The sequence below is a fragment of the Winogradskyella pacifica genome (assembly GCF_003386275.1).
GTDB classification, from domain to species: Bacteria; Bacteroidota; Bacteroidia; order Flavobacteriales; family Flavobacteriaceae; genus Winogradskyella; species Winogradskyella pacifica.
The window spans coordinates 280,287-303,936 of sequence record NZ_QREI01000005.1 but is presented as its reverse complement, the minus strand read 5'-3'; the positions used below and the strand labels follow the sequence as shown (position 1 = coordinate 303,936).

Annotated in this window: 19 protein-coding genes; 8 read left to right on the top strand and 11 right to left on the bottom strand. The window is 36.3% G+C overall.

Annotation, left to right across the window (positions count from 1 at the left end):
- The first annotated feature begins 2 nt into the window (after positions 1–2).
- Both recO and DFQ09_RS12455 read left to right on the top strand, forming a co-directional pair.
- Complete coding sequence (gene recO, locus DFQ09_RS12460; protein WP_115810820.1) at positions 3–722, top strand: DNA repair protein RecO; 720 nt, start codon at positions 3–5, stop codon at positions 720–722.
- A gap of 26 nt (positions 723–748) precedes the next feature.
- Positions 749–3,184 carry a TonB-dependent receptor plug domain-containing protein gene (locus tag DFQ09_RS12455; RefSeq protein WP_115810817.1) on the top strand — a complete coding sequence of 812 codons (2,436 nt, stop codon included), beginning with the start codon at positions 749–751 and terminating at the stop codon, positions 3,182–3,184.
- Between the two features lie 262 nt (positions 3,185–3,446).
- On the opposite strand, the gene DFQ09_RS12450 is transcribed toward DFQ09_RS12455, so the two are convergent.
- Positions 3,447–9,299, bottom strand: coding sequence for a GEVED domain-containing protein (locus DFQ09_RS12450; protein WP_115810800.1), 5,853 nt, complete (start codon positions 9,297–9,299; stop codon positions 3,447–3,449).
- A gap of 269 nt (positions 9,300–9,568) precedes the next feature.
- Here DFQ09_RS12450 and DFQ09_RS12445 point away from each other — a divergent pair, with 269 nt between their 5' ends.
- Positions 9,569–10,042 carry a regulatory protein RecX gene (locus DFQ09_RS12445; protein ID WP_115810798.1) on the top strand — a complete coding sequence of 158 codons (474 nt, stop codon included), beginning with the start codon at positions 9,569–9,571 and terminating at the stop codon, positions 10,040–10,042.
- Positions 10,043–10,287: 245 nt separating this feature from the next.
- Here DFQ09_RS12445 and DFQ09_RS12440 read toward each other — a convergent pair whose 3' ends face one another.
- The 6 genes from DFQ09_RS12440 to DFQ09_RS12410 form a co-directional block, all read right to left on the bottom strand.
- The gene (locus DFQ09_RS12440) at positions 10,288–10,773 is read right to left on the bottom strand and encodes a DUF6646 family protein (RefSeq protein ID WP_115810796.1); all 486 of its coding nucleotides are present in this window, start codon (positions 10,771–10,773) and stop codon (positions 10,288–10,290) included.
- Positions 10,774–10,833: 60 nt separating this feature from the next.
- A complete protein-coding gene (locus DFQ09_RS12435; protein ID WP_115810794.1) occupies positions 10,834–11,694 on the bottom strand; it encodes a cupin-like domain-containing protein in 861 nt (286 codons plus the stop codon).
- A gap of 504 nt (positions 11,695–12,198) precedes the next feature.
- The gene (locus DFQ09_RS12425) at positions 12,199–12,669 is read right to left on the bottom strand and encodes a hypothetical protein (RefSeq protein WP_115810792.1); all 471 of its coding nucleotides are present in this window, start codon (positions 12,667–12,669) and stop codon (positions 12,199–12,201) included.
- Positions 12,670–12,687: 18 nt separating this feature from the next.
- Positions 12,688–14,112: a flotillin family protein gene (locus DFQ09_RS12420; RefSeq protein ID WP_371312275.1), complete on the bottom strand. Its 1,425-nt coding sequence runs from the start codon at positions 14,110–14,112 to the stop codon at positions 12,688–12,690.
- Between the two features lie 49 nt (positions 14,113–14,161).
- Positions 14,162–14,782: a hypothetical protein gene (locus tag DFQ09_RS12415; protein WP_115810790.1), complete on the bottom strand. Its 621-nt coding sequence runs from the start codon at positions 14,780–14,782 to the stop codon at positions 14,162–14,164.
- A gap of 586 nt (positions 14,783–15,368) precedes the next feature.
- Positions 15,369–17,201 (bottom strand): TonB-dependent receptor plug domain-containing protein, encoded by a 1,833-nt coding sequence (locus DFQ09_RS12410; RefSeq protein WP_115810788.1) that lies wholly within the window; start codon positions 17,199–17,201, stop codon positions 15,369–15,371.
- A gap of 99 nt (positions 17,202–17,300) precedes the next feature.
- On the opposite strand from DFQ09_RS12410, the gene DFQ09_RS12405 reads away from it, so the two are divergent.
- Positions 17,301–18,797, top strand: coding sequence for an aminotransferase-like domain-containing protein (locus DFQ09_RS12405; protein ID WP_115810786.1), 1,497 nt, complete (start codon positions 17,301–17,303; stop codon positions 18,795–18,797).
- Here the strand turns inward: DFQ09_RS12405 and DFQ09_RS12400 are convergent.
- Together DFQ09_RS12400 and DFQ09_RS12395 are read right to left on the bottom strand one after the other, a co-directional pair.
- A complete protein-coding gene (locus DFQ09_RS12400; RefSeq protein WP_092465772.1) occupies positions 18,787–19,203 on the bottom strand; it encodes a putative signal transducing protein in 417 nt (138 codons plus the stop codon). The two genes, DFQ09_RS12405 and DFQ09_RS12400, sit on opposite strands and share 11 nt — an antisense overlap.
- A 67-nt stretch (positions 19,204–19,270) precedes the next feature.
- Positions 19,271–19,819: a hypothetical protein gene (locus DFQ09_RS12395; RefSeq protein WP_115810784.1), complete on the bottom strand. Its 549-nt coding sequence runs from the start codon at positions 19,817–19,819 to the stop codon at positions 19,271–19,273.
- A 129-nt stretch (positions 19,820–19,948) separates the two neighbouring features.
- On the opposite strand from DFQ09_RS12395, the gene DFQ09_RS12390 reads away from it, so the two are divergent.
- From DFQ09_RS12390 to DFQ09_RS12375, 4 genes are read left to right on the top strand one after another with little or no spacing between them, the layout of a single operon-like run.
- On the top strand, positions 19,949–20,458 hold the full coding sequence (locus DFQ09_RS12390) for a hypothetical protein (protein WP_115810782.1): 510 nt from the start codon (positions 19,949–19,951) through the stop codon (positions 20,456–20,458).
- Positions 20,459–20,460: 2 nt separating this feature from the next.
- Complete coding sequence (locus tag DFQ09_RS12385; protein ID WP_115810780.1) at positions 20,461–21,048, top strand: DUF2975 domain-containing protein; 588 nt, start codon at positions 20,461–20,463, stop codon at positions 21,046–21,048.
- Positions 21,049–21,050: 2 nt separating this feature from the next.
- Positions 21,051–21,257, top strand: coding sequence for a helix-turn-helix domain-containing protein (locus tag DFQ09_RS12380; protein WP_115810778.1), 207 nt, complete (start codon positions 21,051–21,053; stop codon positions 21,255–21,257).
- 44 nt (positions 21,258–21,301) lie between these two features.
- Complete coding sequence (locus tag DFQ09_RS12375; RefSeq protein ID WP_115810776.1) at positions 21,302–23,098, top strand: M61 family metallopeptidase; 1,797 nt, start codon at positions 21,302–21,304, stop codon at positions 23,096–23,098.
- Positions 23,099–23,129: 31 nt separating this feature from the next.
- On the opposite strand, the gene DFQ09_RS12370 is transcribed toward DFQ09_RS12375, so the two are convergent.
- Positions 23,130–23,423: a type II toxin-antitoxin system RelE/ParE family toxin gene (locus tag DFQ09_RS12370; RefSeq protein ID WP_115810774.1), complete on the bottom strand. Its 294-nt coding sequence runs from the start codon at positions 23,421–23,423 to the stop codon at positions 23,130–23,132.
- Complete coding sequence (locus DFQ09_RS12365) at positions 23,417–23,638, bottom strand: hypothetical protein (RefSeq protein ID WP_115810772.1); 222 nt, start codon at positions 23,636–23,638, stop codon at positions 23,417–23,419. The genes DFQ09_RS12370 and DFQ09_RS12365 overlap by 7 nt, the downstream gene beginning before the upstream one ends.
- Positions 23,639–23,650: the final 12 nt, after the last annotated feature.

The following is a 23,650-nucleotide window of genomic DNA, read 5'->3' as shown; positions in this document are numbered from 1 at the left end:
GCATGCTTTCAAAAAATAATAGCATCGTACTATCTAAATTTAAGTATAGAGATAACGACCTCATCGTAAAATGTTATACAGAGCAACGCGGAGTGGTTAGTTATATGCTAAGAGGTGTTTTAAAATCTAAAAAAGGACTCTCTAAAACTGTTTATTTTCAAGCGTTATCGCAACTTCAAATAGAAGAAAACTACAAACCTAATCAGTCGCTTCATTTTATAAAGGAGACTAAATTTAATTACATATACAAAAGTCTTCATACCAATATCTATAAAAGTGCCATCGTGTTATTTCTATCCGAAATTCTTTCAAATGTCTTAAAGGAAGAAGAGAAGAACGAAGATTTATTCCATTTTATAACAGCAGCACTTCAGTATTTAGATAATGAAGATCAATTTTCAAACTTTCATTTATTGTTTTTGTTGAAGCTGACACGCTATTTAGGATTTCTACCAGAAAACTTAGATAATGATTACGCATTCTTTAATTTAGAGTCTGGAATTTTTGAGGCTTCTAATCATGGGATTTACTCCGTTTCGGGTAAAAATTTAACACTCCTAAAACGTTTGTTAGGCACAAGTTTTGATGCACTAAACACCATAACAATTAAGGCAAAACAAAGGCAAGAGTTTTTAAATATGCTCTTGTATTATTTTGAATTACATTTGGGAAGTTTTAAAAAACCTAAATCATTACAAGTACTTAACGACGTGTTTCGTTAGATCACTTTTTACCAAAATAAAATATAATGATTGTGAGTTCATACGTGAAGCACATTAGTGCGCATATTATTTTTATATTTCTTTTTTTGCAGCTCAGCACTGCGCAAACGATTACTGTTTTAGAAGCAGATAGCCATATGCCTATTCCTGGCGTGGCACTAGTTAATCAGAAAAAAAACAAAACTATTATTACCGATTTAAAAGGGCAAGTATCCTTGTCGATCTTTAATGATTATGAAATCATCTTTTTTAAAGATTTCTTATATGAAGAACGGCGTTTAACAAAAGCTCAAATAGCCAAAAATAAGGGTATTGTTTATCTCACGCCTAAGGTAGAAGGTTTAGATCAAATTCTAATTTCGGCGTCTAAGTTTGAACAACATAAACGCGATATTCCACAAACCATAGTGAATATCAGTGCTAAAGACATTGCGCTGTCTAATCCACAAACGAGTGCCGATTTGTTAGAGAATACTGGTAATATCTATATTCAAAAAAGTCAATTAGGTGGCGGAAGTCCTATGATTAGAGGGTTTTCTACTAATAGGCTGTTAATTTCGGTAGACGGAGTGCGTATGAATAACGCTATTTTTAGAGGAGGTAATCTTCAAAATGTGATTGCCATAGATCCCTTCTCGGTGCAGCATACTGAGGTCACACTTGGTGCAGGCTCTGTAGTTTATGGTAGTGATGCGATTGGGGGAGTGATGAGCTTTTATACTAAGAAGCCTCAATTTTCTGAAACTGATGCTTTAGATTTTAGTGCGACAGCGTTAACGCGATTCGCCTCTGCAAATACAGAAAAGACAGGTCATCTGGATTTTAATTTAGGGTATAAAAACTGGGCATTTTTAACGAGCGTGAGTTATACGGACTTTGATGATTTAAGAATGGGAAGCCATGGTCCGGATGATTATTTGCGGCCAGAATATGTATCGCAGCAAAATGGTGAAGATGTTATTGTTACCAATCCAAACCCTAAGGTACAAACCCCAACAGGTTATGATCAAATTAATGCAATGCAAAAGGTGCGTTACAAATCATCGGATAATTTAGATTTCGATTTAGGCTTGTATTATTCTAGTACCTCAGATTTTTCTAGATATGATAGGCTTATTCGCTATAGAGGAGATGAGTTACGCTCTGCGGAATGGAACTATGGACCACAACAATGGTTTATGGGCAATTTTCAGTTGACTAAATTGAGTAGTAGTTCTAATTTGTATGATAAAATTCAAACCACGTTAGCATATCAGAACTTTAAAGAAAGTCGGGAGGATCGTGATTTTCAATCTGATATACGTGCTGTAAGAGCAGAATCGGTTGATGCCGTGTCGTTTAATTTAGATTTAGAAAAAAGCGTCAATACTAAAACTAGTATTTTTTATGGTCTAGAATATCTACATAATACGGTACATTCAAATGGGTATGATAAAAACATTGATACTGGTGAAAATGTGGAGAGCATTACGCGCTATCCAGATGGTTCTACGTGGCAGTCTATTGCGGCTTATGCCAGTTTAAAGTATAAACCGAATTCTAAATTTGTGTTTCAGTCTGGACTTCGGTTTAATCAGGTGATTGCGAAAGCGGATTTTAGAGCGAATAATGTATTTTTAAATTTACCATTTGATGATGCTGAGGTTAATACTGGTGCCTTAACAGGTACGGCTGGTATTACATGGTCTCCAAGCGATTTAATCCAATGGAAGCTAAATGCCTCTACAGCCTTTAGAGCACCAAATATAGATGATATCGGTAAGGTGTTTGATAGCGAGCCTGGTGCTGTTGTGGTGCCCAACAAAGACCTAAAAGCGGAATACGCTTATAGTGGTGAGTTGGGCTTAAAGTTGAACTTTGAAAACAAAGTCATTATCGATTTAGCCACCTATTACACGTTTTTAGACAATGCCTTAATTCGGCGCGATTATGAACTTAATGGTGACACCGAAATGGTTTATAATGGTGAATTAAGTACAATTCAGGCGATACAGAATGCGTCTAAAGCTTGGATTTATGGCTTTGAAGCAGGACTGGAAATTAACTTCACCAAACAATTAAAACTGCGTTCTCAGTACAATGTTATTGGTGGTACAGAGGATAATAATGGAGTAGAAGAACCCGTACGGCATGTGGCGCCCAGTTTTGGTCGTACGCATTTGAGTTGGAAGAAAAATAAATTGTTATTGGATGCTTTTGTGGTTTATAATAACGAATTAGCCTTTAACCAATTATCACCTTCGGAAGCGTCGAAAGCTTATATCTATGCTTTAGATGCTAATGGAGATCCGTATGCACCCGCTTGGCATACCTTTAATCTTAGAACGCAATACCAGTACAATGATCAATTTAGTTTAACGGCTAGTTTAGAAAATATAACGGACCAGCGTTATAGGCCGTATTCTTCGGGAATAACTGCAGCGGGTCGGAACTTTATTCTTGCCTTAAAATATACGCTTTAAAAGGCGTGAGTTTGCCCTAAACATAGGGTGTTTAGGAAGTGTTACCTCATCAACGTTGGTTTTTTGGTTATCCTGAATGTCACTCAAGGTCTATACGGCTTACATACGGAGTACATACGGAGGAGATACGGAGTAGCTACGGGTGAACCCTATTTGAGACTTAGTTGTGATTCTTGCCAAAGCCTTGCCAACTCTGGTTTAAAACAAAATAAGCCGCATGTTTGAGATGCGACTTATTTTACATAATATAGAGAGCGTTTATTTAGTGCTTTTTGATGGCTTTTTTGCTAATGACCTGTCCATTGGACAACGTGATCTTAGCAATATAAGCGGCCTGACTCAATTTAGAAAGGTTGTAAACCTCAGTAGAATCATTGCCTGGTAAGTTGTAAATGATACGACCTGTTACGTCTATAATAGCGACGTGTTTTATGGTATGTGTCTTTCCAACCTTAATTTGAACATCCCCATTTTGAAATTCAGTAATCGTTACCGTATTAGCATCAATTATATTATTGTCTATTGAAAGCGTCGATTGTGTAAATACAATTTCGAAACGGTCGTTAAATTCGCCTGTTTCTGAGGTGAAGGTGTAATCTGAATCTTTAAGGTTGTGAGTTGTGTTTAACAAGTTATCTTTAATATAAATAATATTACTTGTATAAAAATCACCTTCAAATTGAGCAATAGAAATGTTATAAAGGGTTGGAGCGGTAATGTTAGTTTTAAAACCGAGCGTAATCACCTCATTAATATCTAAGCTTGAAGTCTCTTTACCTTGAATAACAAATTGAGTTCCTTCACTATCTGCAATAGTAGAATATAAAGTAGCCCAAGTTCCTGCAGAAAGATTTTCCTTGACATCATAAAATGATCCGTCATTAGTATCCGTTGCTCCTTCTAAATGAGCTACAGCCATTTGTTTTGCAACGCCATTATCGGAGGTTAAATTTAACCATAATACATGTCTTTGATTGATGGTGTTCGCATTTCTAAAGAACTGATTATTATCTCCTGTAACTCTCATGGAATTATTAAATACGATAGGTGTGTTGCTCAGTGCTTCAATAAAAAAGCCTTGACCAGATGGTACAAAATTATTAGGAATTAAAGCTAAGTCACCACCAGCTGTATTAACCCCACTTGCTGAGATAACGGCGTAATCTGCGCTAGAGAAATTCATGCCTTGGCTACCAGAAGCATTCGCATTGGCAGCTGTGGCTTGGTTCCATAAATGAATAGCATTAACAGTAGCACTGTTTGCGGCAAAAAACACATCAGTATCAATAGCGCTAGGGTAAGGGTTGCCGATTAAGTTCCAGTCTTTATAAGCTCCTAAACTATTGTTAACGATCGTAGGTGTTATAACGCCATTATTAAATGGACCAACAAATTGAAATATTTGTGCAATAGGAAGAGCAGGGCCAAATGTGCTAGGTGTCGCGGCATAACCCATACCTGGTGTCATTGTTCCAGAGGCCAATTGCCAGTCGTCACCATCATCGTCTATATCGTCTTGACCGACAGTAAATGTGCCTGTATTATTGTTTTCAATTAGTAAATCAATAAAGTTAGCCGCATTAAAGCTAAAGCGTCTCGATGCAGATACGGTTGAGAATACATTTTCAATAGTTTCGCTTGCAACAGGAGAACTCCAATACGTGTAGTCGTATGGAGTGTTTAAAATAGTTGTTTCTTTTTGTACGGTAATAGTTCCGTTAGCCGTTACCGTAGCAGAATCGTCCATTTGTACTACAGCACCTTGAGAAAATACAGTAATGTCACCGTCTGCAATGATGTCGTTTGCTATTTGAATATAATCTCCATTTTGAATATTTAAGACATAAGTAGCATTAACGATTAAACTACAAGCGCTAAAACTACCGTTTGTTGTTGTGTCGTAGCCTCCGTTAAGAATGACAGCACTATCGATAGTAGGTGGTGTTGACCAAGTTGTACCGTTCCATTCAGAAACCAACACTTCTAAGGTTGCAGCATTAGATGCTTTGTAACATGTCGCATCATCTTCTCGTAATTGACAATAATATTGATAGCCATTTAGATTAAACGAGTTAGCTATATTTAATGTTGCCGATTGCTGACCGGTATAATCTGCATTACCAGATAAAATTCCTGTCCAAGCTGTATCTCCTGGCGCGGTATAAAACCATTGGTATGTTAATTCTTGGGTGTCACCAGGTTCATTAGATCCTTCTGTGCCTGTGATAGTAAAACTAGTAGCGAATTCACAATTAAAGTCTGAATCTATAGGTTGTATTGTAATTGTTGGTGCTTCACCAGTTGAGAAATCGTAAGAGCCTATAGTTGAGTAATCCACGTCATCACATTCAGAACCTGTCCAGTCTGTGATTATCCAATCTGATATAGAAAATGTTGTATTTGGTAGTGTTGCTGCGGTGTCTCTTTGAAAATTTGCGCCGCTCTCGCCAAGACCTAATCCCGTTGCCCAAGTGGCGTCACCAAACACTCCCCATGCATCTACTAAGGTTGAAGAACCGCTATAAAGCCCTATGAAATCATGGCCTGTGCTGGTGTTATTATCTTTGTGAAAATTAACACTAGCACCAGAATTTGCGATGGTCATATCTCCTAAGCTTCCGTCGCCACCTGTTGTTTCGGTACATTGCGAGGCAACTGTAGATAAGCCTGTAGCAATAATAAAGGTGCCATTATTAGCTATAGAACCAGAATTGATTACAAAACTATGAGAGGTTGATCCGCTTCCATTATTATATATTTTAATCGTATAATTTGTTGTTGCAAAATTAATGGTTGCACCTGTGGCGTTATATAACTCAATGTAGGTTAAACTCCCTTTAGAAGAATCTGTTACTTCACTAATAAATAAATCACTTAAGCTGCTACCACTTGACGTTGTTTCACAACCTGCAATCGTTTCGTTAATAAGTGTAAAGGGATTACTAAAAATACAGCCTGTTGTAAGTTCTACACTTAAAGCGCCACCGGTTGTAATTGTGTTAGGTAACCTTACTAGAAGTTCTGCGTTATCTGATGAAACGGTGGTCAATGCCACTCCGTTTAATGTTGCTGTTGCCCCTGTTAGATTATTACCAGGAGATAGTACAGTAACAATGGTACCAATAGGCCCTTCCGCAGGAGCTATTGTTCCGCTTACTAATGGACAATTGGCATTTCCTTCTACGACAAATGTATAAGGGTTTTTATTGGAATCTGAATTTGTAATGGTTACTGTGGCACTTCTTAAACCAGAATCTGTAGTTGGTTGAAACGTTATTGTAAAATCTTGATGCGTATCTACAGCAAATGGATTAGAGAAACTAGAGGTTACAACGAAGTCTGCCGTATCTCCAGATAGCGTGATATCAGATACTGTTAAGGGAGCAGAACCTGCTTCGTTACCAATTCTAAAGTTTTTTGTTTGTTGTGTTGTATTAATGGTTTGTGCCGCAAATAAAGTGTTGTTAAAGCCAGCTGTTGTTGTACTTCCATTTGCAATTGTAGGGTTACTACCCACAACCCCTCTAACGTTAATATTGGGACCAGGAGTAAAGCCAGTACCTGCTAGATTAACAATACAACTAGCTTCATCGTCATCATTACTTGTAATGGTAAGTTCCCCAAATATAGGATCATCTGATAGTGGTGTTAATCGTATGGTCACTGTTTGTGCGTTTCCTGGTGTAATTATAAACGGCACTGTCGCAGGAGATATAATTGTATAATCTCCAGTAATGGCCAAACCACTAATGCTAAGGTCTAAAGTTCCTATATTTTCAATGTCAAAGGTTAGGTCTGAGGTTGAGCCAATGGCTACATCACCGTAATCTAAGGTGAAACCGCAGTCTTGGTTAGTTGCTGTATTATCTACTAATTGTAGTTCTGGTTTTGGTGCGTTACAATTAACAACACCTGGTGTTCCATTTCCTGTTCCTAAATTATCCCAATTTGATGTTGGTTTATTGTCATTAGAGCAATCTGTAAATTCATAATTATAATCATCATTAAATTTATTAGAGCTAGAACCGGCTTCATCTCTTACGGTTGTTCCCTCTAAAAGAACTGCATAAGCTTGATTATTCATGCTAAAGGATGCTACTATGTCTGGTGAAATTGCGGCTGTATGTAAACTTCTTGCTGCAATTACATAGGCAGTATTAGGTGCTAATATACCTGATAAATTAACGGTTTCTTCTAGAGAGCTTTCATAGTATTTTAAAAACCATCCTGTTAAGTCAACACTTGTTGTTCCAAAATTAGCTATTTCAATATATTCGTCATTAAAATTTGCGTCATATCCTTTACCTGCAAATTCAGTAATTACAATTTGAGGTGCTACGTAAACCGCAAAACTCACGCTTATTGTATGCGTTGTTGTGACATTAGGAAAATCGTAAGACGTAACAGCTCCAACTGAGACTCCATCAACTAAAACATCATCTACTATATAACCACTATCTGCTGTTATGGTGTAGGTTTGATCATTACCACAACCCACACTAGTAACACCAGTTGGGCTAATAGTACCATTTGCACCAGCGGTTGCTGTAATATTATAAGTGTCTTGGGTGTAAACGGCAGTAATTGTATGGTTTGCTGTTACATTAGTAAAGGTGTACGGATTTGTGCTTCCTGCATTGGTACCATCTACAACCCAATTGGTAAAGGTGTAACATGTGTCTGGTGTCGCTGTAAAACTCTGGTTAGCATTATCTGCTACAATTGTTGAACCCGGAGAAATTGCTCCTCCTGTGGCTTGTGTAACTGTAATTAAGTTTCCGGTTGCTGCTACTACAGTAACGGTATAATCTTCAACAGAACCCCAACTAAATGTTCCGCATGGAGAAATTGTACCTGCTGTGCCTCCTTCATCTTGAACAATTCGCATTCTGTAATCCCCTAATGCTTGAGCTGCAGGAACATTGATTGTTATGTTTTCTGTAATATTACCACCAGAAACGGCTACGTTTAATGTTGTTATTTCTTCATCAGTATCATCAAAATCACCATCATTATTCCAATCTATCCATACGCCGCCAGATCCATCATATTGAGTGCCATTGTTGCAATCACCGAATTCTACACTTAGCGTATAGCTCCCTCCTGGATAAACATCCGCACTCTGTGCTGTAAAATCATTAATAACACCTCCTGTACCACCTGTACAAGTCCCGCTAGTATCATTGTTGATATTAAGACTTACTCCTGTTAAGGTTACATTTTCAATTTCGGAGTCAGAACTGCTTGTAGGACCTGCATTACAATATATGTCTACAACATCTCCACTTACAGAAACGGTTTTAGTTGTTGCCCCTGTGCTTGTAATTTCTACATTATCTGTATAAGTACCAATAGCTTTTCCTGATATTAATCTTACGTAAATTGTAGTAGAAGCTACTGTACCGCTACTTTCGTTTAGCGTAATTGAGTTTGTGAATCCTGTACCAGTGGTTAACGAAATTTCAAAATCGGTTGGTGCTGTGACTACAATGTTGTTGGTTAAAAGGCTTCCTTCTACTGTAAATGTATCTTCAGAAGATGGAGGCATATTATAAAAGTAATCTAAACCTGTAAGTGTTGTTGGTGCTGCTGTTATGGTTGGGCCAGCAGGAGCATCTAGTTTATATAAGGCTATGTCTCTTTGACCACCTGTATAACAAGCAAAACGTGGTGCGCTAGGATTATATTTTAAATCTCTAGCTGTTACAGCAAGGTTCGAAAAAATGAAATCTCCTCCGCTATATGTGATATTCCAGCGTTGGTTATTAGTACTTACGGCATTTACAATTTGAACGTTATTACTGCTACCAGTATAAGATACATATTTCGAACTGTCTTCACTGTATATCGTTCTACCCGAACCATTAGTTTCTATTTTCCAAATAATTGTAGCTGGTGGATTTGTAATAACCGAAGCTACTGGAGCTATACTTGTTTCTTCTAAAACGCTACCAGTATGACTATTGCTCATTGCGTAGGCGTCATTTTCTTCCGCGATTACATAATACCCATCGGTAAGGTCGCCGATATTTGTAATCTTAGTATACGTTTGCCCATAACCAGACAAGCTAAAACATAAAAATGCTATAAAAACGAGGAAGTAATTTTTTACCATAGGGATAATAGGGATAAAATAGATTCAATTAACAATGACCAAAGATATATTAAATACACTGCTAGTCAGTGCCTTGTAAAGTAGGTATTTATTAACAAATTGTTAAGATTTCTTACAGGTTATCTATTAAGTGTATAAAAATGACGATAAAGTGTAATTGGAGTTAGAACGATGAATTTGTATTATTAGCCATTTTTAAACTTATATACGACTTTATTAATAGGTTTTAAATCGCTATTTTTTCTTAATCTATTGTATTTTTGAAATGGATGGATAGCAATAAAACATACACGGTAAACGAAGCACAAAAAAAATTAGAACACTATTGTGCCTACCAAGAGCGCTGCCATAAAGAGGTGCGGCAAAAGCTACGGGATATGCGTATGATTCCTGAAGCTATTGATGTGATTATGGTGCATTTAATTCAGGATAATTACCTCAACGAAGAGCGTTTTGCTAAAGCGTTTGTTAGTGGGAAATTTAGGATTAAGAAATGGGGTAAAAACCGTTTGCTACGCGAGTTAAAGTTTAGAGATATTTCTAAATACAGTATTGATTCGGCTTTAAAGGAAATTGATCTGGATGATTATTATAAAACCTTAGATGATTTGGTGCAAAAACGCATCGCCCAAGTTAAAGAACCTAATGTGTATAAGAAAAAGAAAAAGGTGGCCGATTACTTGTTGTATCGGGGTTGGGAATCGGCTTTGGTTTATGAGAGGTTGAATGCGTATTTTGGGTGATTGGTTGTTGGTGATTGGTGATTGGTGATTGGTGATTGGTGATTGGTGATGGGTTGAGAATATAGAGAAGAGAGAAGAGAGTCAAGAGTTTAGAACCAAGAGTCAAGATTTAAGATTTGAGGATTAAGATTTGATATTGGTATTGTAAACTATGATCGTCTTGGTTTTGGTAGTATTTAGTGCCATATAAAAAAAAGCCTTTACACGTCAATGAAAAGGCTTTAGAATATAAAGTAAGTAACTGTTTACAAATTAAATGTCATACCAATATTTAAAACAAATTGGTTATGTATATCTACTAAGTCATCATTGTCATATTTAGCTAAAGGGAAGTTGGCTTCTGTAAAAACACCAAAACCTTCTGTAAAGAAATAACGAGCTCCCACATGGCCACCAAAGTTTTTAAGGCTAAGGTTTAAACCTGGATAAAAATCAAAGTTTTCATCAATATTAATTACGTTACCTAAGTTAGCGTTAAAACGTGCTTTTAAATCGAAACGATCACCAAAATCAAGATTTTCGATACCATCTGCACCGCCTAAAGCGTAAGAAGAGGATACACCAACAGAGATGTTTTCTCCTAAACCGTGATCGAAACTTACGTTAATTCCTGTAGCGTAATCTTGAATATTAGCTCCGACTTGAAATTTTTGATCTCCTTTACCTTCAAAGGCTTGGGCGTTACCAAAACTAAAAGCTAATAAAGCGACTACTAATACAATGTTTTTCATGTTTTTAATTTTAAAAATAGGGGTCAAATATACAAATAGTATTTTATTAATGTCAGAAAATTAAATATAACGATTGGTATTGGAAATAGCCTTTTTGTTTTTCCAGTCAATCCATTTTTGCCCTTTTAGACGTCGCATGAGATTATCGTAGTTTCTCATTATGAAGATATTGTAAATGGCTTTGCTGAGGTTTTTAGGATTTCGGGCAATGGCTCTTAAGCTCATAGAAAACCCAGGAGTAATGTAACGCATGTAATGCCAATAGCCTTCGGGCATATAGAGTACTTCTCCGTGGTTTAATTCACAAATCCAACCTTTTGCTTTTTTTAGAGCTGGCCATTTTTCAAAATCTGGATTAGAAAAATCAATATCTTCTCTGGTAATTAAGGCATGCGGTACTTTATATAAGTACTTGTTTTGGTTTTGATCGAATAAGATGCATTGCTTTTTGCCTTCAAAATGAAAATGAAAAATATTAGCGAAATCTATATCGTAATGCATAAAGGTGTATGAGTCGCGTCCGCCAAAGAATAACATCGGTAGCTTTTTCATGAGACGCAATCCGAAATCAGGGAATTTGAAATCCTTTTGTAGTTGCGGAACTTCCTTTAATATGTTCCATAAGAAAATGCGATATCGTGTGGGTTCGCGTTGCAGTAAATCGACATAATCGCTCATTTTCATTTTGGCATGCGCCTGATTAAAACCATCTTTATAATCTACAGGTCTATCGTCGTAAAGTGGAACTGTTTTGTCGCCAGCAGTCGCTTTAATATAGTCTAAATTCCATTTGGTATAGGCAGGCCAATCTTCTATAAAATGCTCTATCACTACAGGTTTTTGTGGTTTGAAGTAGCGTTTTATAAAATCTTCCTTAGTGATGGTTTTAACACGTGGAATATCTTGAAGATTGAGTTTCAAATGTTAGTAGCGTTTAGGTTGCAAAGTTAAGAAAAGGTTAGTAAAATTTATGTATTCTGTTTTAGGTTTAATGAATGGGGTGGTGGATGGTTCTCGATACGATTTTCTCGTGCCTTGAAAATCACTCGAACTGACATTGATTTTTGTAACACCCCTAAGGGTTTTGCTCGGTAGATTCAAAAATAAATAACACCCCTAATGAGCTTCGCTCGGTAGCTTCAAAACAAAATATATTTTGTTTTTCACTAATCCTCAAGGGGACAATTTACGGATTAAGCTTTTAGGGTTTGATTGTAGGTTGTTTTTTTATTGGTTCTGGATATGATTTTTAAAACTTCGTTATGGTTTGTCATTCCTGCGTAGGCAGGAATCCACTTCATTATTCATTTTTTTATTATTGAGATTTTGCGCTAACTAGGCTCGGACTCTCTAAAAATTGAATGAACTGAAAGGTTTTAGATGGAATAGATTCCTGCCTGCGCAGGAATGACAGTTGGTGTTAAATTATAGCCATTTGGTGTCTCGCGATGTGGCGTCTAAAACATCAATCTGTAAGGCTGTTGCAATTTGGTTGGCGATATCAAAAGCGGTATCTGTATTATCTGTTTCATAAGCTTCAATTTTCTGATTGGTATTATAAAACAAATTGATTTTGACCACAGTTGTCGTTACGTTTGTGCTAGCTGTTGAGACCCAAACGCGTGTGGTTTGCGTGGTTTTAAACACTGAGACGTATTCTATTTCAGGAAAGTCTTTCCATTTTCCAAAAGTGAAGCCAAATAGGTTAATGGTATTCCGGTATTTTTTTGTTGTGAGGTCAATTTCGATACCATCGGTATAGAAAAAGAAGACACCTGCTCCCAAGAATAGCACACCAAAATAGGTGTCGATACTTAGTATTCCGATAAAAAAAAGACCAATACCATAAATGAATTTTAATTTAGGTATTGGTCTTTTGTAGCTAATTATAGTCAAGAAAAGATGATTTTGTTTTTACAACTTATCTATAGTCGCGTCGTCTGCTGCGATTTCTTTTTTGTCTTTTCCTTTTAGATATTCTGGTAAATCCATACCAGCCATATTAAACATTTCTTGTAATGGTGGTACTGATTTGTACATGCCAGATAAGAAATTAGCGGTTGACGATTTTCCGTCTTCTCCGCCGCTACCATTATCCCAAACAGTTACTTTATCGATTTTGATATTCTTAATCGCTTCCGATTGAATTCTTACTAATTCTGGTAATTTGTCTGCAATTAATAATAATACCGCATCTCTACTATTGTTGCCAGCCGCTTTTACAATTTGCTCCATACCCGCAGCTTGCTTGGTTAAGATTTCATATTGTCCTTGTGCTTCGGCTTGTGCTTTAAATAATATCGCATCTGCTTCCCCTTTTGCACGTCTTCTAATACGTTCTGCATCTGCTTCAGCATCAATTTCAACTTTACGTTTATCAATTTCAGCTGGTATAATAACATCTGCCATTTGAGACGAACGCTCACGTTCCGCTCTTGCTGTTTCTGCGATTTGCTCTGCAGCATAAGATTCTGCTAAGGCGTTTGCTGACTGTACTTTTTCAGACGCATTTGCCACACGTTCTGCTTCTGCTTCACGCTGACGACGTAACGAATCTGAATTTGCAACGGCAATTTTTGCTGTGTTTTCACCTTCTACAGCTTGGGCGTTGGCTGCTGCTACTTGCGTTCTTTCATCTTGTACAGCATTAGCTTCACCAATAGATCCATCTCTCGTTTTTTCTGCAACCGATTTACGAGCTGCGTTAATAGCGTGTGCTGCAGCTTCTTTACCAAGTGCTTCAATATAGCCCGATTCATCAACGATATCTGTAATGTTTACGTTGATTAACTTTAAACCTACTTTCTTTAATTCGGTTTCAACAGATTCTGAAATGTTGGTTAAGAATTTATCTCTATCGTTGTTAATTTCCTCAATATCCATTGAAGCCACTACTAAACGTAATTGTCCGAAAATAATTTCTTGTGCTAAATCTTGAATTTCATTTTGACCTAATCCTAATAAACGCTCTGCTGCATTTTGCATAATACCTGGCTCTGTAGAGACACCAATGGTGAAACGCGATGGTACATTAACACGAATGTTTTGTTTAGATAAGGCATTAACCAAATTTACTTCGATAGAAATTGGCGTTAATTCTAAGAATTCATAATCTTGAATAACAGGAATTATAAAAGCCGCTCCACCATGAATACATTTAGCCGATTGTCCGCCTCCAACTTTTCCGTAGACGACTAAAATTCTATCTGATGGACAACGTTTGTAGCGTTTTATTAAAATAATTAAGGTAAGTACTACAAATAAGGCTACAAAAATGAGTAGCATGGGACCGCCTATGCTTTCCAAATTAAAGTTGTTTTGAATGGTTAGTAATTTCATAGTCATTTAGATTTGATTGGTTGGTTATAAAGCTTAATATTAGTGTGACTTAATTTTTGAGATATCGGTCTTTTCCTTCATGTAATTCTTCCATATGTAATTTTGAAGGTTCTATCGGTTTACGTGTTTGATCTACAATGAGAATGCCGTTAGAGGTGACATCGACGACTTTGATTATTGTCCCGGTTTTTAAGGGTGTTAATGAATCGGTAAGTGCATCGAGTTCTCGCATTGTGCCTTGCACACTTACATTTACTTTTCCCATTTTTGAACGGTCTGCTCCGATAGGTAAATAGACTTCACCAACAGCATCGAGCGCATTTTTGTAATTTAAAGTGCCACTATCCGAAAGTTTACTAATAAAGAAATAGAGTGCTGCCATAATCACCATCATTAACAAACCACAAATTACAGATATAAATATGGTCAGTGCTGCAGAGAGTCCGGCATCGATACACGCAATACCACTCCAGCCGAAAATGGTAAAGAAGCCTACGAGGTTTTTAAAGGATATAAATTGAAATCCGGCTTCAATATCGCCATCAATATCATCAGCTTCTCCACCTGCAAAAGCCATAACCATGACTACAGAAAAAATAAGAGAACCAATAATAGCGACTAGCCAATAGAGTTGGGATAGAAATTCTAGATTTGAAAACCATTCTGCCATAAGATGCCGTTTAAATTTGAGTTACTAAATATACGACCATTGTAATAGTATGCAATTTTTTGTGAAAGTTAGTCGAACCAAATTTAACCAGCAAACAGACGTTTGAAGTCTCAGTTTTTTGCCGCGTTTGAATTATACTAATTCAAGCTTGGAATACTAATTGTATTTTGATGGTTATTGAAGTACGGTCGTTTTTATACTATTTGGAGCCTCAAAAAAGTTTTGAGATTTGGACCACTTTCAATATATAGGTAGCTATTGTGGGAGAATTGTTACAGAAATTTTGGAAAATAATTAACTGACTTTATTTTATGTGTTCTAAATGCTGCTAGATTTTATAAACCTTTTAGGTTTTAAAGCATTGTTTTTAAGAGGATCATTTTCGGGGTTATATATAAAGTATCTAAAGGCACTTTTAAAACGTTGTGATTGTTTTTTACTTATAAAGCCTTTAGGTATTGCATATTGGTTTCTTAAGTTATTTTAAAAAAGGAGTACCAATGTATTTTATACCTACAAGGTCGAAAAAAGACCTTGCAGGATAGTTGTGATGGGCATTTAGTTTCAATTTATGAGATTCCTTTTTTCAAAGGAATTTGTAACGCATACCAAATAATATGTTGCTTGGTGGCATTGGTGTAAAACCTGATTCGATATAGTCGGCATCAAAAATGTTGCTTGCTGTTATGGATAATTCTACTTGTTTTAATTGTAGCATAATTGATGCATCCCAAACGTTGTAAGTTTGTCCTGTGGTGCGTTCAGCATATTTGTAAACAATGCTTTGGCTCACATTTTTAAATAATTGTGTGCTTAATCTCGTGGTGTAATGATGTTTTAAGGTGTTTAAGGCATAACGCGATAATTCTTCGTTTTGCTCTAAAATATCATCTTCTAAATAGGCGTAACCAAAAGCTAAGGTTTGATTGAAGCTATTCATGTCAAAATTATAAGCCACATCCACTTCTAGGCCTTTGGTATTGACTTCTGCAATGTTGGTTGCTGTAAAGATTTCTTCAACGGTGTTTGGTCTTACAAAATCAATCAGGTTTTTGGCATCGCGATTAAAAACAGATAGGCTTGCTCTAATGCTTTGGGAATTGTATTTAATACCAATTTCTTGCGCGAAGGCTTCTTCTGGTTCTAAATTTTCATTACCGTTTGTTCTTGGATCCGTGTAATATAAATCGGTATAGGTGGGGATTCTATACGTAAAACCAATGTTTCCGTAGGCTTTAAGGTTATTCGTAATATCAAAACCTACATCTAATCCAGGGAAGCCATTAAATTTAAAATCTGAAAAGTACGTTACGGCAACACCAGGTGTAATGTCTAATCGGTTATCGATAAACTGAAAACGGTGTTCTAAAAACAAGGTGGTCATAAAACGATTACGATTCCCTAAGTTGTTACTTTTTAAATAGGTTTTAGAGAGGTCTATTCCAAAGCCTGTAACTCCAAATTTAGAGGTATATGAGGCATTGGCTTCTGCTCCGATTTTATTAGACAGGTGAAAGTTTCTGAAGAATTCAGGTTCAAAACGTTTTAGAAGAAATAGATCTTGGTTGCGTTTCCAGTAGATACGTGGTTGAATTTTGAATTTTTCAGATTGAAATTTGGTGGTGAATGCGATTAAGCTGTTTTGGGTTTCTTCGTATTCATTATATGCAGGATTGGTGGTGTAAAAATTTTCGGCACCAAACTTACGTTCAGAAAATGTCGCAATCATTTCAATAGCTTGGGCGTTTTTATTGAACACACTTTTTAGGAAATAATTAGAATTGTCGTAATCTGAATTGTTTCGGTAGCCTTCAGACGTCATTTTTCCCACATGAAGTATGTGTGTTGAGTTTTCTAATTCACTTCCAACAGTTACTGAACCATTAAGTTGACCAAAGGAACCGGTTTCAAGATTTGCAGATACGGAATTATCTAAACTCGATTTTGTCACAATATTAATAGCTCCTGTAAAGGCATTTTGTCCAAAAACACGTGCTGCAGGTCCTTTTATAATTTCGATGCGTTCAATGACTTCTAATGGCAAAGCGGCATTTAAGGTGTGATGCCCTGTTTGCGCATCGTCCATTTTTATACCATCAATTAACAATAATGTCTGATCAAAACCACCACCTCTAATAAATAAATCGGCTTGACTTCCTCCTGTGCCACGACGTCTAATATCGACACCTGCAACTTGCTGTAAGACATCAGAAATGTTGACCGCAGCACTACTTTTAATATCTGCAGAGGTAATAATGTTTATGGTTCGGGAATTGTCTTTGAAGGGTAAATCAATTCGCGTTGAGGTAATGATGACCTCTTTTAAAGAATCTGTTTTTATAATGGGTTGTGTGTCTTGCGCGTTAAGTTGGCAAGTGGCAATTAAAATGCATGTAAAAAGTGCGGTAATGGTTTTCATTTATTTAGGTTTTGTATGACTTTGTTCTTGTATGGTTTTAGTTGAACGCTGCAAAAGTCGTAACTTCGCGGACGATTAAAGTAGTCCAGTTTTAAAACAATGAATAGTCCGGTTAGTCAAATTCTAAAACAGCTTATCACATTCGATAAAAGTATTGTGCAACCTGTATATGTTCAAGTGGCGCAACAAATCGTCAATGCCATACAACGTGGCTATTTAGAAAAAGGGAGTAAGTTGCCTGGGACGCGCGTTTTTAGTCAGTTGTTAAACGTTCATCGGAATACGGCTGTTGCTATTTATGAAGAATTGGCCTCGCAAGGTTGGGTAGATATTGTTGCCAATAGAGGGACTTTTGTTTTGGTACCTGAAGAATCAACGGCAAAAATAAAAGCCACAACACAACACTTGCAACAAGCGTATTCGTATCCTAAAGTGGCTGGTTTTCCGTTTCAGAAATCGTTTCATTTGGCTTCCACAGCACAAGAAACAACGGCCAAGTATTCTATAAATGATGGTAAGCCCGATTTGCGTTTGCATCCTGTGCACCAATTTTCGAGATGGTATAGTGCTGCCATGAAACGGAAACCGCTAATTAATAAATGGAATCGGACGACTGCTTTAAGACCTTCGGTTTTTAGTACACAACTCTGTAATTATTTGAATGCCACACGAGGATTTCATATCAATCCTCATCATTTAATAAATACGCGTAGCACAGAAATGAGCCTTTATATGGTGTCGCAACTGCTCATAAAACAAGATGATTTGGTGTTGGTTGGGCAGTTAAGTAATTATGCGGCTAATATGATTTTTCAGGAAGCTGGTGCCACTATGCGGACCATTCCTGTAGATGAAGAAGGTTTGGATGTGGATTATATAAAAACCCATTTTGTAAAAAAAAGCATTCGTTGTGTGTATATCTGTGCGCATAGAGATTATCCGACAACGGTAACCTTGAGTGCTAAACGTCGTTTGCAATTATTGCAACTCGCCAAAGCTTACGGATTTGCTATTATCGAAGACGATTACGATTACGATTTTCAATTTGAAGGTTCTGCCATGTTACCTATGGCAAGTGCAGATGCTGATGGGATGGTGATTTATCTCGGTAAATTAGGGCAATCGTTATTTCCTAGCTTTCATACTGGGTTTGTAGTCGCACCCGAAAACTTTATTTCTGAAGCCAAAAACTATTTACAATTACTAGATAAACAAGGAGATTTAATACAAGAGCAAATGTTATCTGAGCTTATTTCGGAAGGTGAAATCTATCGCCTTAAGAAGAAAAATATTATCACTTATAAACAGCGACGTGATTGTTTATGTCAATATTTAAACTATTATTTTGAAGGTGCTGTTACTTGGGATATACCCTTAGGTGGTTTGGCGCTATGGTTGCAATTTGTGAACACCATTTCCTTGGTGAAACTGGCTGAAGAAGCTGAAAAACTAGATTTGTTCTTACCAAAAACGATTTTATATCAAGATAAAACGACTTGTGCCATTCGTTTTGGTTTTGGACATTTAAATGAAGATGAATTAGAAATCGTGATTAAAAAACTGAAACGTGCTTATGATAACGTCCTTAATTCTTAATGGGAAATTCCGTCTTACAATCCTCACATTTGTATTGGTAGCGCGCGCTAAAAGGTAGTGTTCCGGTAATAAAAGCAATAAGAAAAGAGACTAAGGATTTAAAATTGGTAATGGTAGAATACAGCTCAATACGATGTTTTCCGCAGTTGGGACAGACAATAGCTTCACCATCATCATTTAGAGAATAGGCTTTAATGGAATTTAAAATATCTTTTGCTTTGGCTTCGTCCGCAGCTAATACTTTTAATTTTATACCGCCAATAGCATTACTTACTAAGGGATCTGTATCAATAGTGATATTGTCTTTTAGGAATACTTTGATGCCATCAGACTCTAGTCTGCCTTTAATGATTTCGGCTTCTGTTGAATATTGAAATTTGGCTATGGTAACGAAGGTGTCTTGCATGAGGTAAAGGTACTATATTCTTGTGGAGACCTGTCAGGTTTTTAAAACCTGACAGGTCTAAAAACAGTTAATCAATTTTACCAGATGCTATTTTAGTTTTCCACTCCTCTTTATTAACCCATTTAAAGTTATTGGGTTCAGTTGCATCTAATAAATCGATATTTAATTCTTCCGAAAGTTCGTAACCGATGAGAAAGGCTTCTTTGTAATTGTCTTCTTCGTACAATTCAAAATGTTTGTTATTGTCGTACCACAGATTCACTTCAAATATATAATCGCCACCTACTGTGGGTTGATGAAATACAGAAACATATTGGTAATTTTTAATGGTTTGCCATGATCCCAATTTTACAGGGCCAACTTCTATGGTTGGTCTAAATCTGGAATTAGGAATGTCTATATGGATGCGTTTTCTGGAACAAAAACTGGCACCAATACCAGTAAAATAAATAACACCTTCAAAATCTAATAACCGTATGCCTAGCGGTTGGTTGGTTGTTGCCCATAGAAAAACTTTATAACCCATAATTCCGAAAGCCATGGTAAAGAATAGGGCAGCAATGGGTATTTGCCAAATAGGTCTTGCGCTTTCTGAAATGATGCTATTGGATATCATGTTTCAAATATAGGAAAAAGACCTGCTAGGTTTTTAAAACCTGCTAGGTCTTGGGAAAATTATCATTTTTAATAAATAATTATCGTTTATCAATAATTTTTATATATTTGTTATCGTAAAACGATAATTATGAATTCAGCAAAGACACTTTATGCAATACTAAATGTTATTATTTTCCTTTTACTCATTGGTATTGGTTTGGGAATTTTTGTTTTAGCAATGGTTCTATTTGGTATAGATCAGGATTTGATTGGTTTAAAACACGATGCATTGGTTTTTAAAACGGAGAGAATGCTATATGTTTTTACCTTTTTAGAGCTTGGGGTTTATGCTGCTTTTGTTGTTGCGCTTTGGAGATTAAGAATAGCGACAAAATTATTATTGAAAAATGATTTTCATAACGCCAAACTTATAATGGAAATGTTCTCCTCTGGACAACTAATGGTGCTGTCTTCAGTAGCTTTATGGTTGGTTGATGAGATTGGCAATATGTTTTATAAACGGCAAGTTGTACTTGGGTTAAGTGAAAAAACATTAGTCTATTTATTGATAATTGCGATGGGCTTATTTTTAATGCTAATGAGTACAGTGCTTAGAGATACTAAGATTATAAAAGAAGAAAACGATTTAACGATTTGATTATGACTAAAAACACACTTTTAAATACCGCTATTTGGGTGACGAGACTATTGAAAATCATATTAATAATTGCTGCAATAGGTATTACGAGCTTATTTATATATGCTCAAATTGATAAAGACAGGTTTGCAGAAGAAGAGATCGTGTTAAAGGCTAATCCAGGTTATCTTGGTGTTTCGACGATAGTTTCAGATGTTTGGAAGGATGATACTGAGGATGCCAAATTTGATTCAAAACCATATACTTTTGGAAAACTAAAAACAGTATCCTTGTATATCAATTATTTCAAAATCATTAGTGTTGCCGTGTTACTATTTCTAATACTTAGGGCTTTCGAAACCATTATGTTATCTGTTAAAACATTACATACCTTTAGTAGTCGTAATGCAAAGCTGTTTAGGAAGATTGGAGTCTATATTATTGTGGTTACAATTCTGATAAGTTATACGGTACTTCGATTTGAAAGTGGAAGTCAAACTATTTCACATCTATCTTTGACTCCTGTAATTTATATACTTTTAGCATTTATTTTAGCAGAGATTTTTAAAGAAGGTGAACATCTGAGAGCAGAAAACGATCTAACCATATAATCATGCCTATAATAGTCAACCTAGACCTCATATTAGCCAAACGCGGCATGAAGAGTAACGAACTTGCAGAACTCGTTGGGATTACAACCGCAAATTTGTCCATTTTAAAAACGGGAAAAGCAAAAGCCATTCGGTTTTCAACTTTGGAAGCCATTTGTAAAGCTTTGGACTGTCAGCCTAGTGATATTTTAGAATACGTAGAAGATTAAAAGGTTTTAAAAATTAGTACCTTGGGAGTCTAAAAATTGAATAGATGCGAAGCCTAATTTTATTACTGTCATTTTTATGTTTAGTGAATTGCAAGGAAGACAAAACTTCTGAAACAGAATTAATAACTGCAGGAAGTTCTAGTTATACCATTTCGTTTGAAAATGCAGCGCATCATGAAGCTGAAATCACGGCCACTTTCAAAGGTTTAAAATCCGGTGAAGCCGCATTTAGAATGTCTAGAAGCTCACCAGGACGTTATGCTATTCACGAATTCGCTAAGAATGTTTACAATGTAAAAGTTACAAATGGGAAGGGTAATGCTTTAGAAACAACACGTCCCGATCCGTATTCTTGGATTGTGAATAATCACGATGGCACTATCATAGTCAATTATACCTTATACGCCAATCATGGAGATGGGACCTACGCACAAGTCGATGAAACGCATGCGCATCTTAATATGCCAGCGACCTTTATGTATGCTCCGAGCTTGGAAAACGACACCTTCAACATTGAATTTAAACCTCGCAAAGACTTAAACTGGAAAATTGCTACGCAGTTAAAGCTGGTAGAAGGGAACACCTATTCCGCTGACAACTTGCAGTATTTTATGGATAGTTCAACTGAAATCAGTGACCATATGATACGTTCGTTTGAGGTAGATGGTCAAAAGATCAATTTTGCATTACATCATAATGGAACCGCAGCAGAGTTTGATGATTATTTTGAAAAGGTCAAAAAAACAATCTTACAACAAAAAGCAGTTTTTGGCGAATTACCAACTTTCGATTACGGAGAATACACGTTTTTAGGTTGTTATATTCCTAACGCCACAGGAGATGGTATGGAACATCGAAACTCTACCATTGTCACCAGCACACGAAGTTTAGCCGATGGAGCAGATCGTAATATTGGTACTGTGAGTCATGAGTTTTTTCATTGCTGGAATGTAGAACGCATACGACCACAAAGTTTAGAACCTTTTAATTTTGAAGAAGCCAACATGAGTGGCGAGCTATGGTTTGCTGAAGGATTTACCAGTTATTATGACGATTTAACCTTAACCAGAGCCGGACTTATAGCACAAGAAGATTATATAAAAGGCCTAACAGGAACTTTTAATTACGTGTGGAATTCACCAGGACGGCAGTTTTTTAATCCTATTGAGATGAGCTACCAAGCTCCGTTTGTAGATGCGGCACGTTCTGTGGATGATATTAATCGTGGCAACACTTTTATTTCCTATTATTCGTATGGCAGTATGCTAGGTCTGGCTTTAGATCTATCGCTTAGAGCCGAAAACCTGAATCTAGACGATTATATGAAACAGGTTTGGAACACCTACGGAAAGACGGAAACCTATTATACCATTGCTGATTTACAGCAGACGTTAAATGATTATGCTGGTGCTGAATTTAGTGATGCTTTTTTCAACAATTACATCTACAAAAGCGGCATGCCAGATTTTGAAACTTTGTTTAAAACGGTTGGTGTGCAATTAAAACAAAACACGGAGCAGCCTGCTTTTGGATTGCGTTTAAAAAACCAAGTGATTACAAGTAATACAATGGTCGGTTCTGGAGCTTATGCCGCAGGACTCGAAAAAGGGGATAAATTACTTAAAATTGATGGTATTGCACTCAATGAAACTTCAGACTTAAATAAAATTTTAGGTACTGTGAAACCTAACCAAACAATCGATGTGATTTATGAGCGCTTCGGAAAACAACGCACTGTAAAACTCACTTTAGATGCTGATACGTCTTATGCTATTTCAAGTTTAGATGATTTACCTGAAGTGACTAAAGCAAATCGTGATGCTTGGTTGGGAAGTAAGTAGGGTTTGACAACTTTAGGTGTTTTAGCGATTTCTAATATCCTAAAGGTTCTTGTTTCGTATGCCGAACACGAAGTATTCTAATTTCGGATTTGTTTATTTGATAGGCTATACGGTAACTATAAATTTCAAAAGCTCTAAAGGTTCCATCGTTATTTTTGCGATACTTGTCTAATGGATGAATTTCAGGATTGTATTTTAAGTTGTTCGTTGCAGAAAAGATTTCATTTATTACGTTTTCAGCAGATTGCAAGGAGTCTTTTTTTATATAATCGAAAGCTTCTTTTAATTGCAATAATGCTAATTTCCGCCAAACAATTTTTACCATTGATCAGCTATTTTATTAGCCTCGTTTTGGGTATAAAATTCACCTTTTTCGATATCTTCAATTGCTTCATCTATCTCTTTGTTGTAGTCGTCTAGAGTAATTCTTTCAGAATTTTGTAATCCGTTTTTTAGGACGTATTCTAATTTATCTAAAAGTGTTTCATTGACTTCAGATAGCTGTTGTATAAACTTGTATTTTCTTGCTTCTAAATCCATCTTTTTAATTCT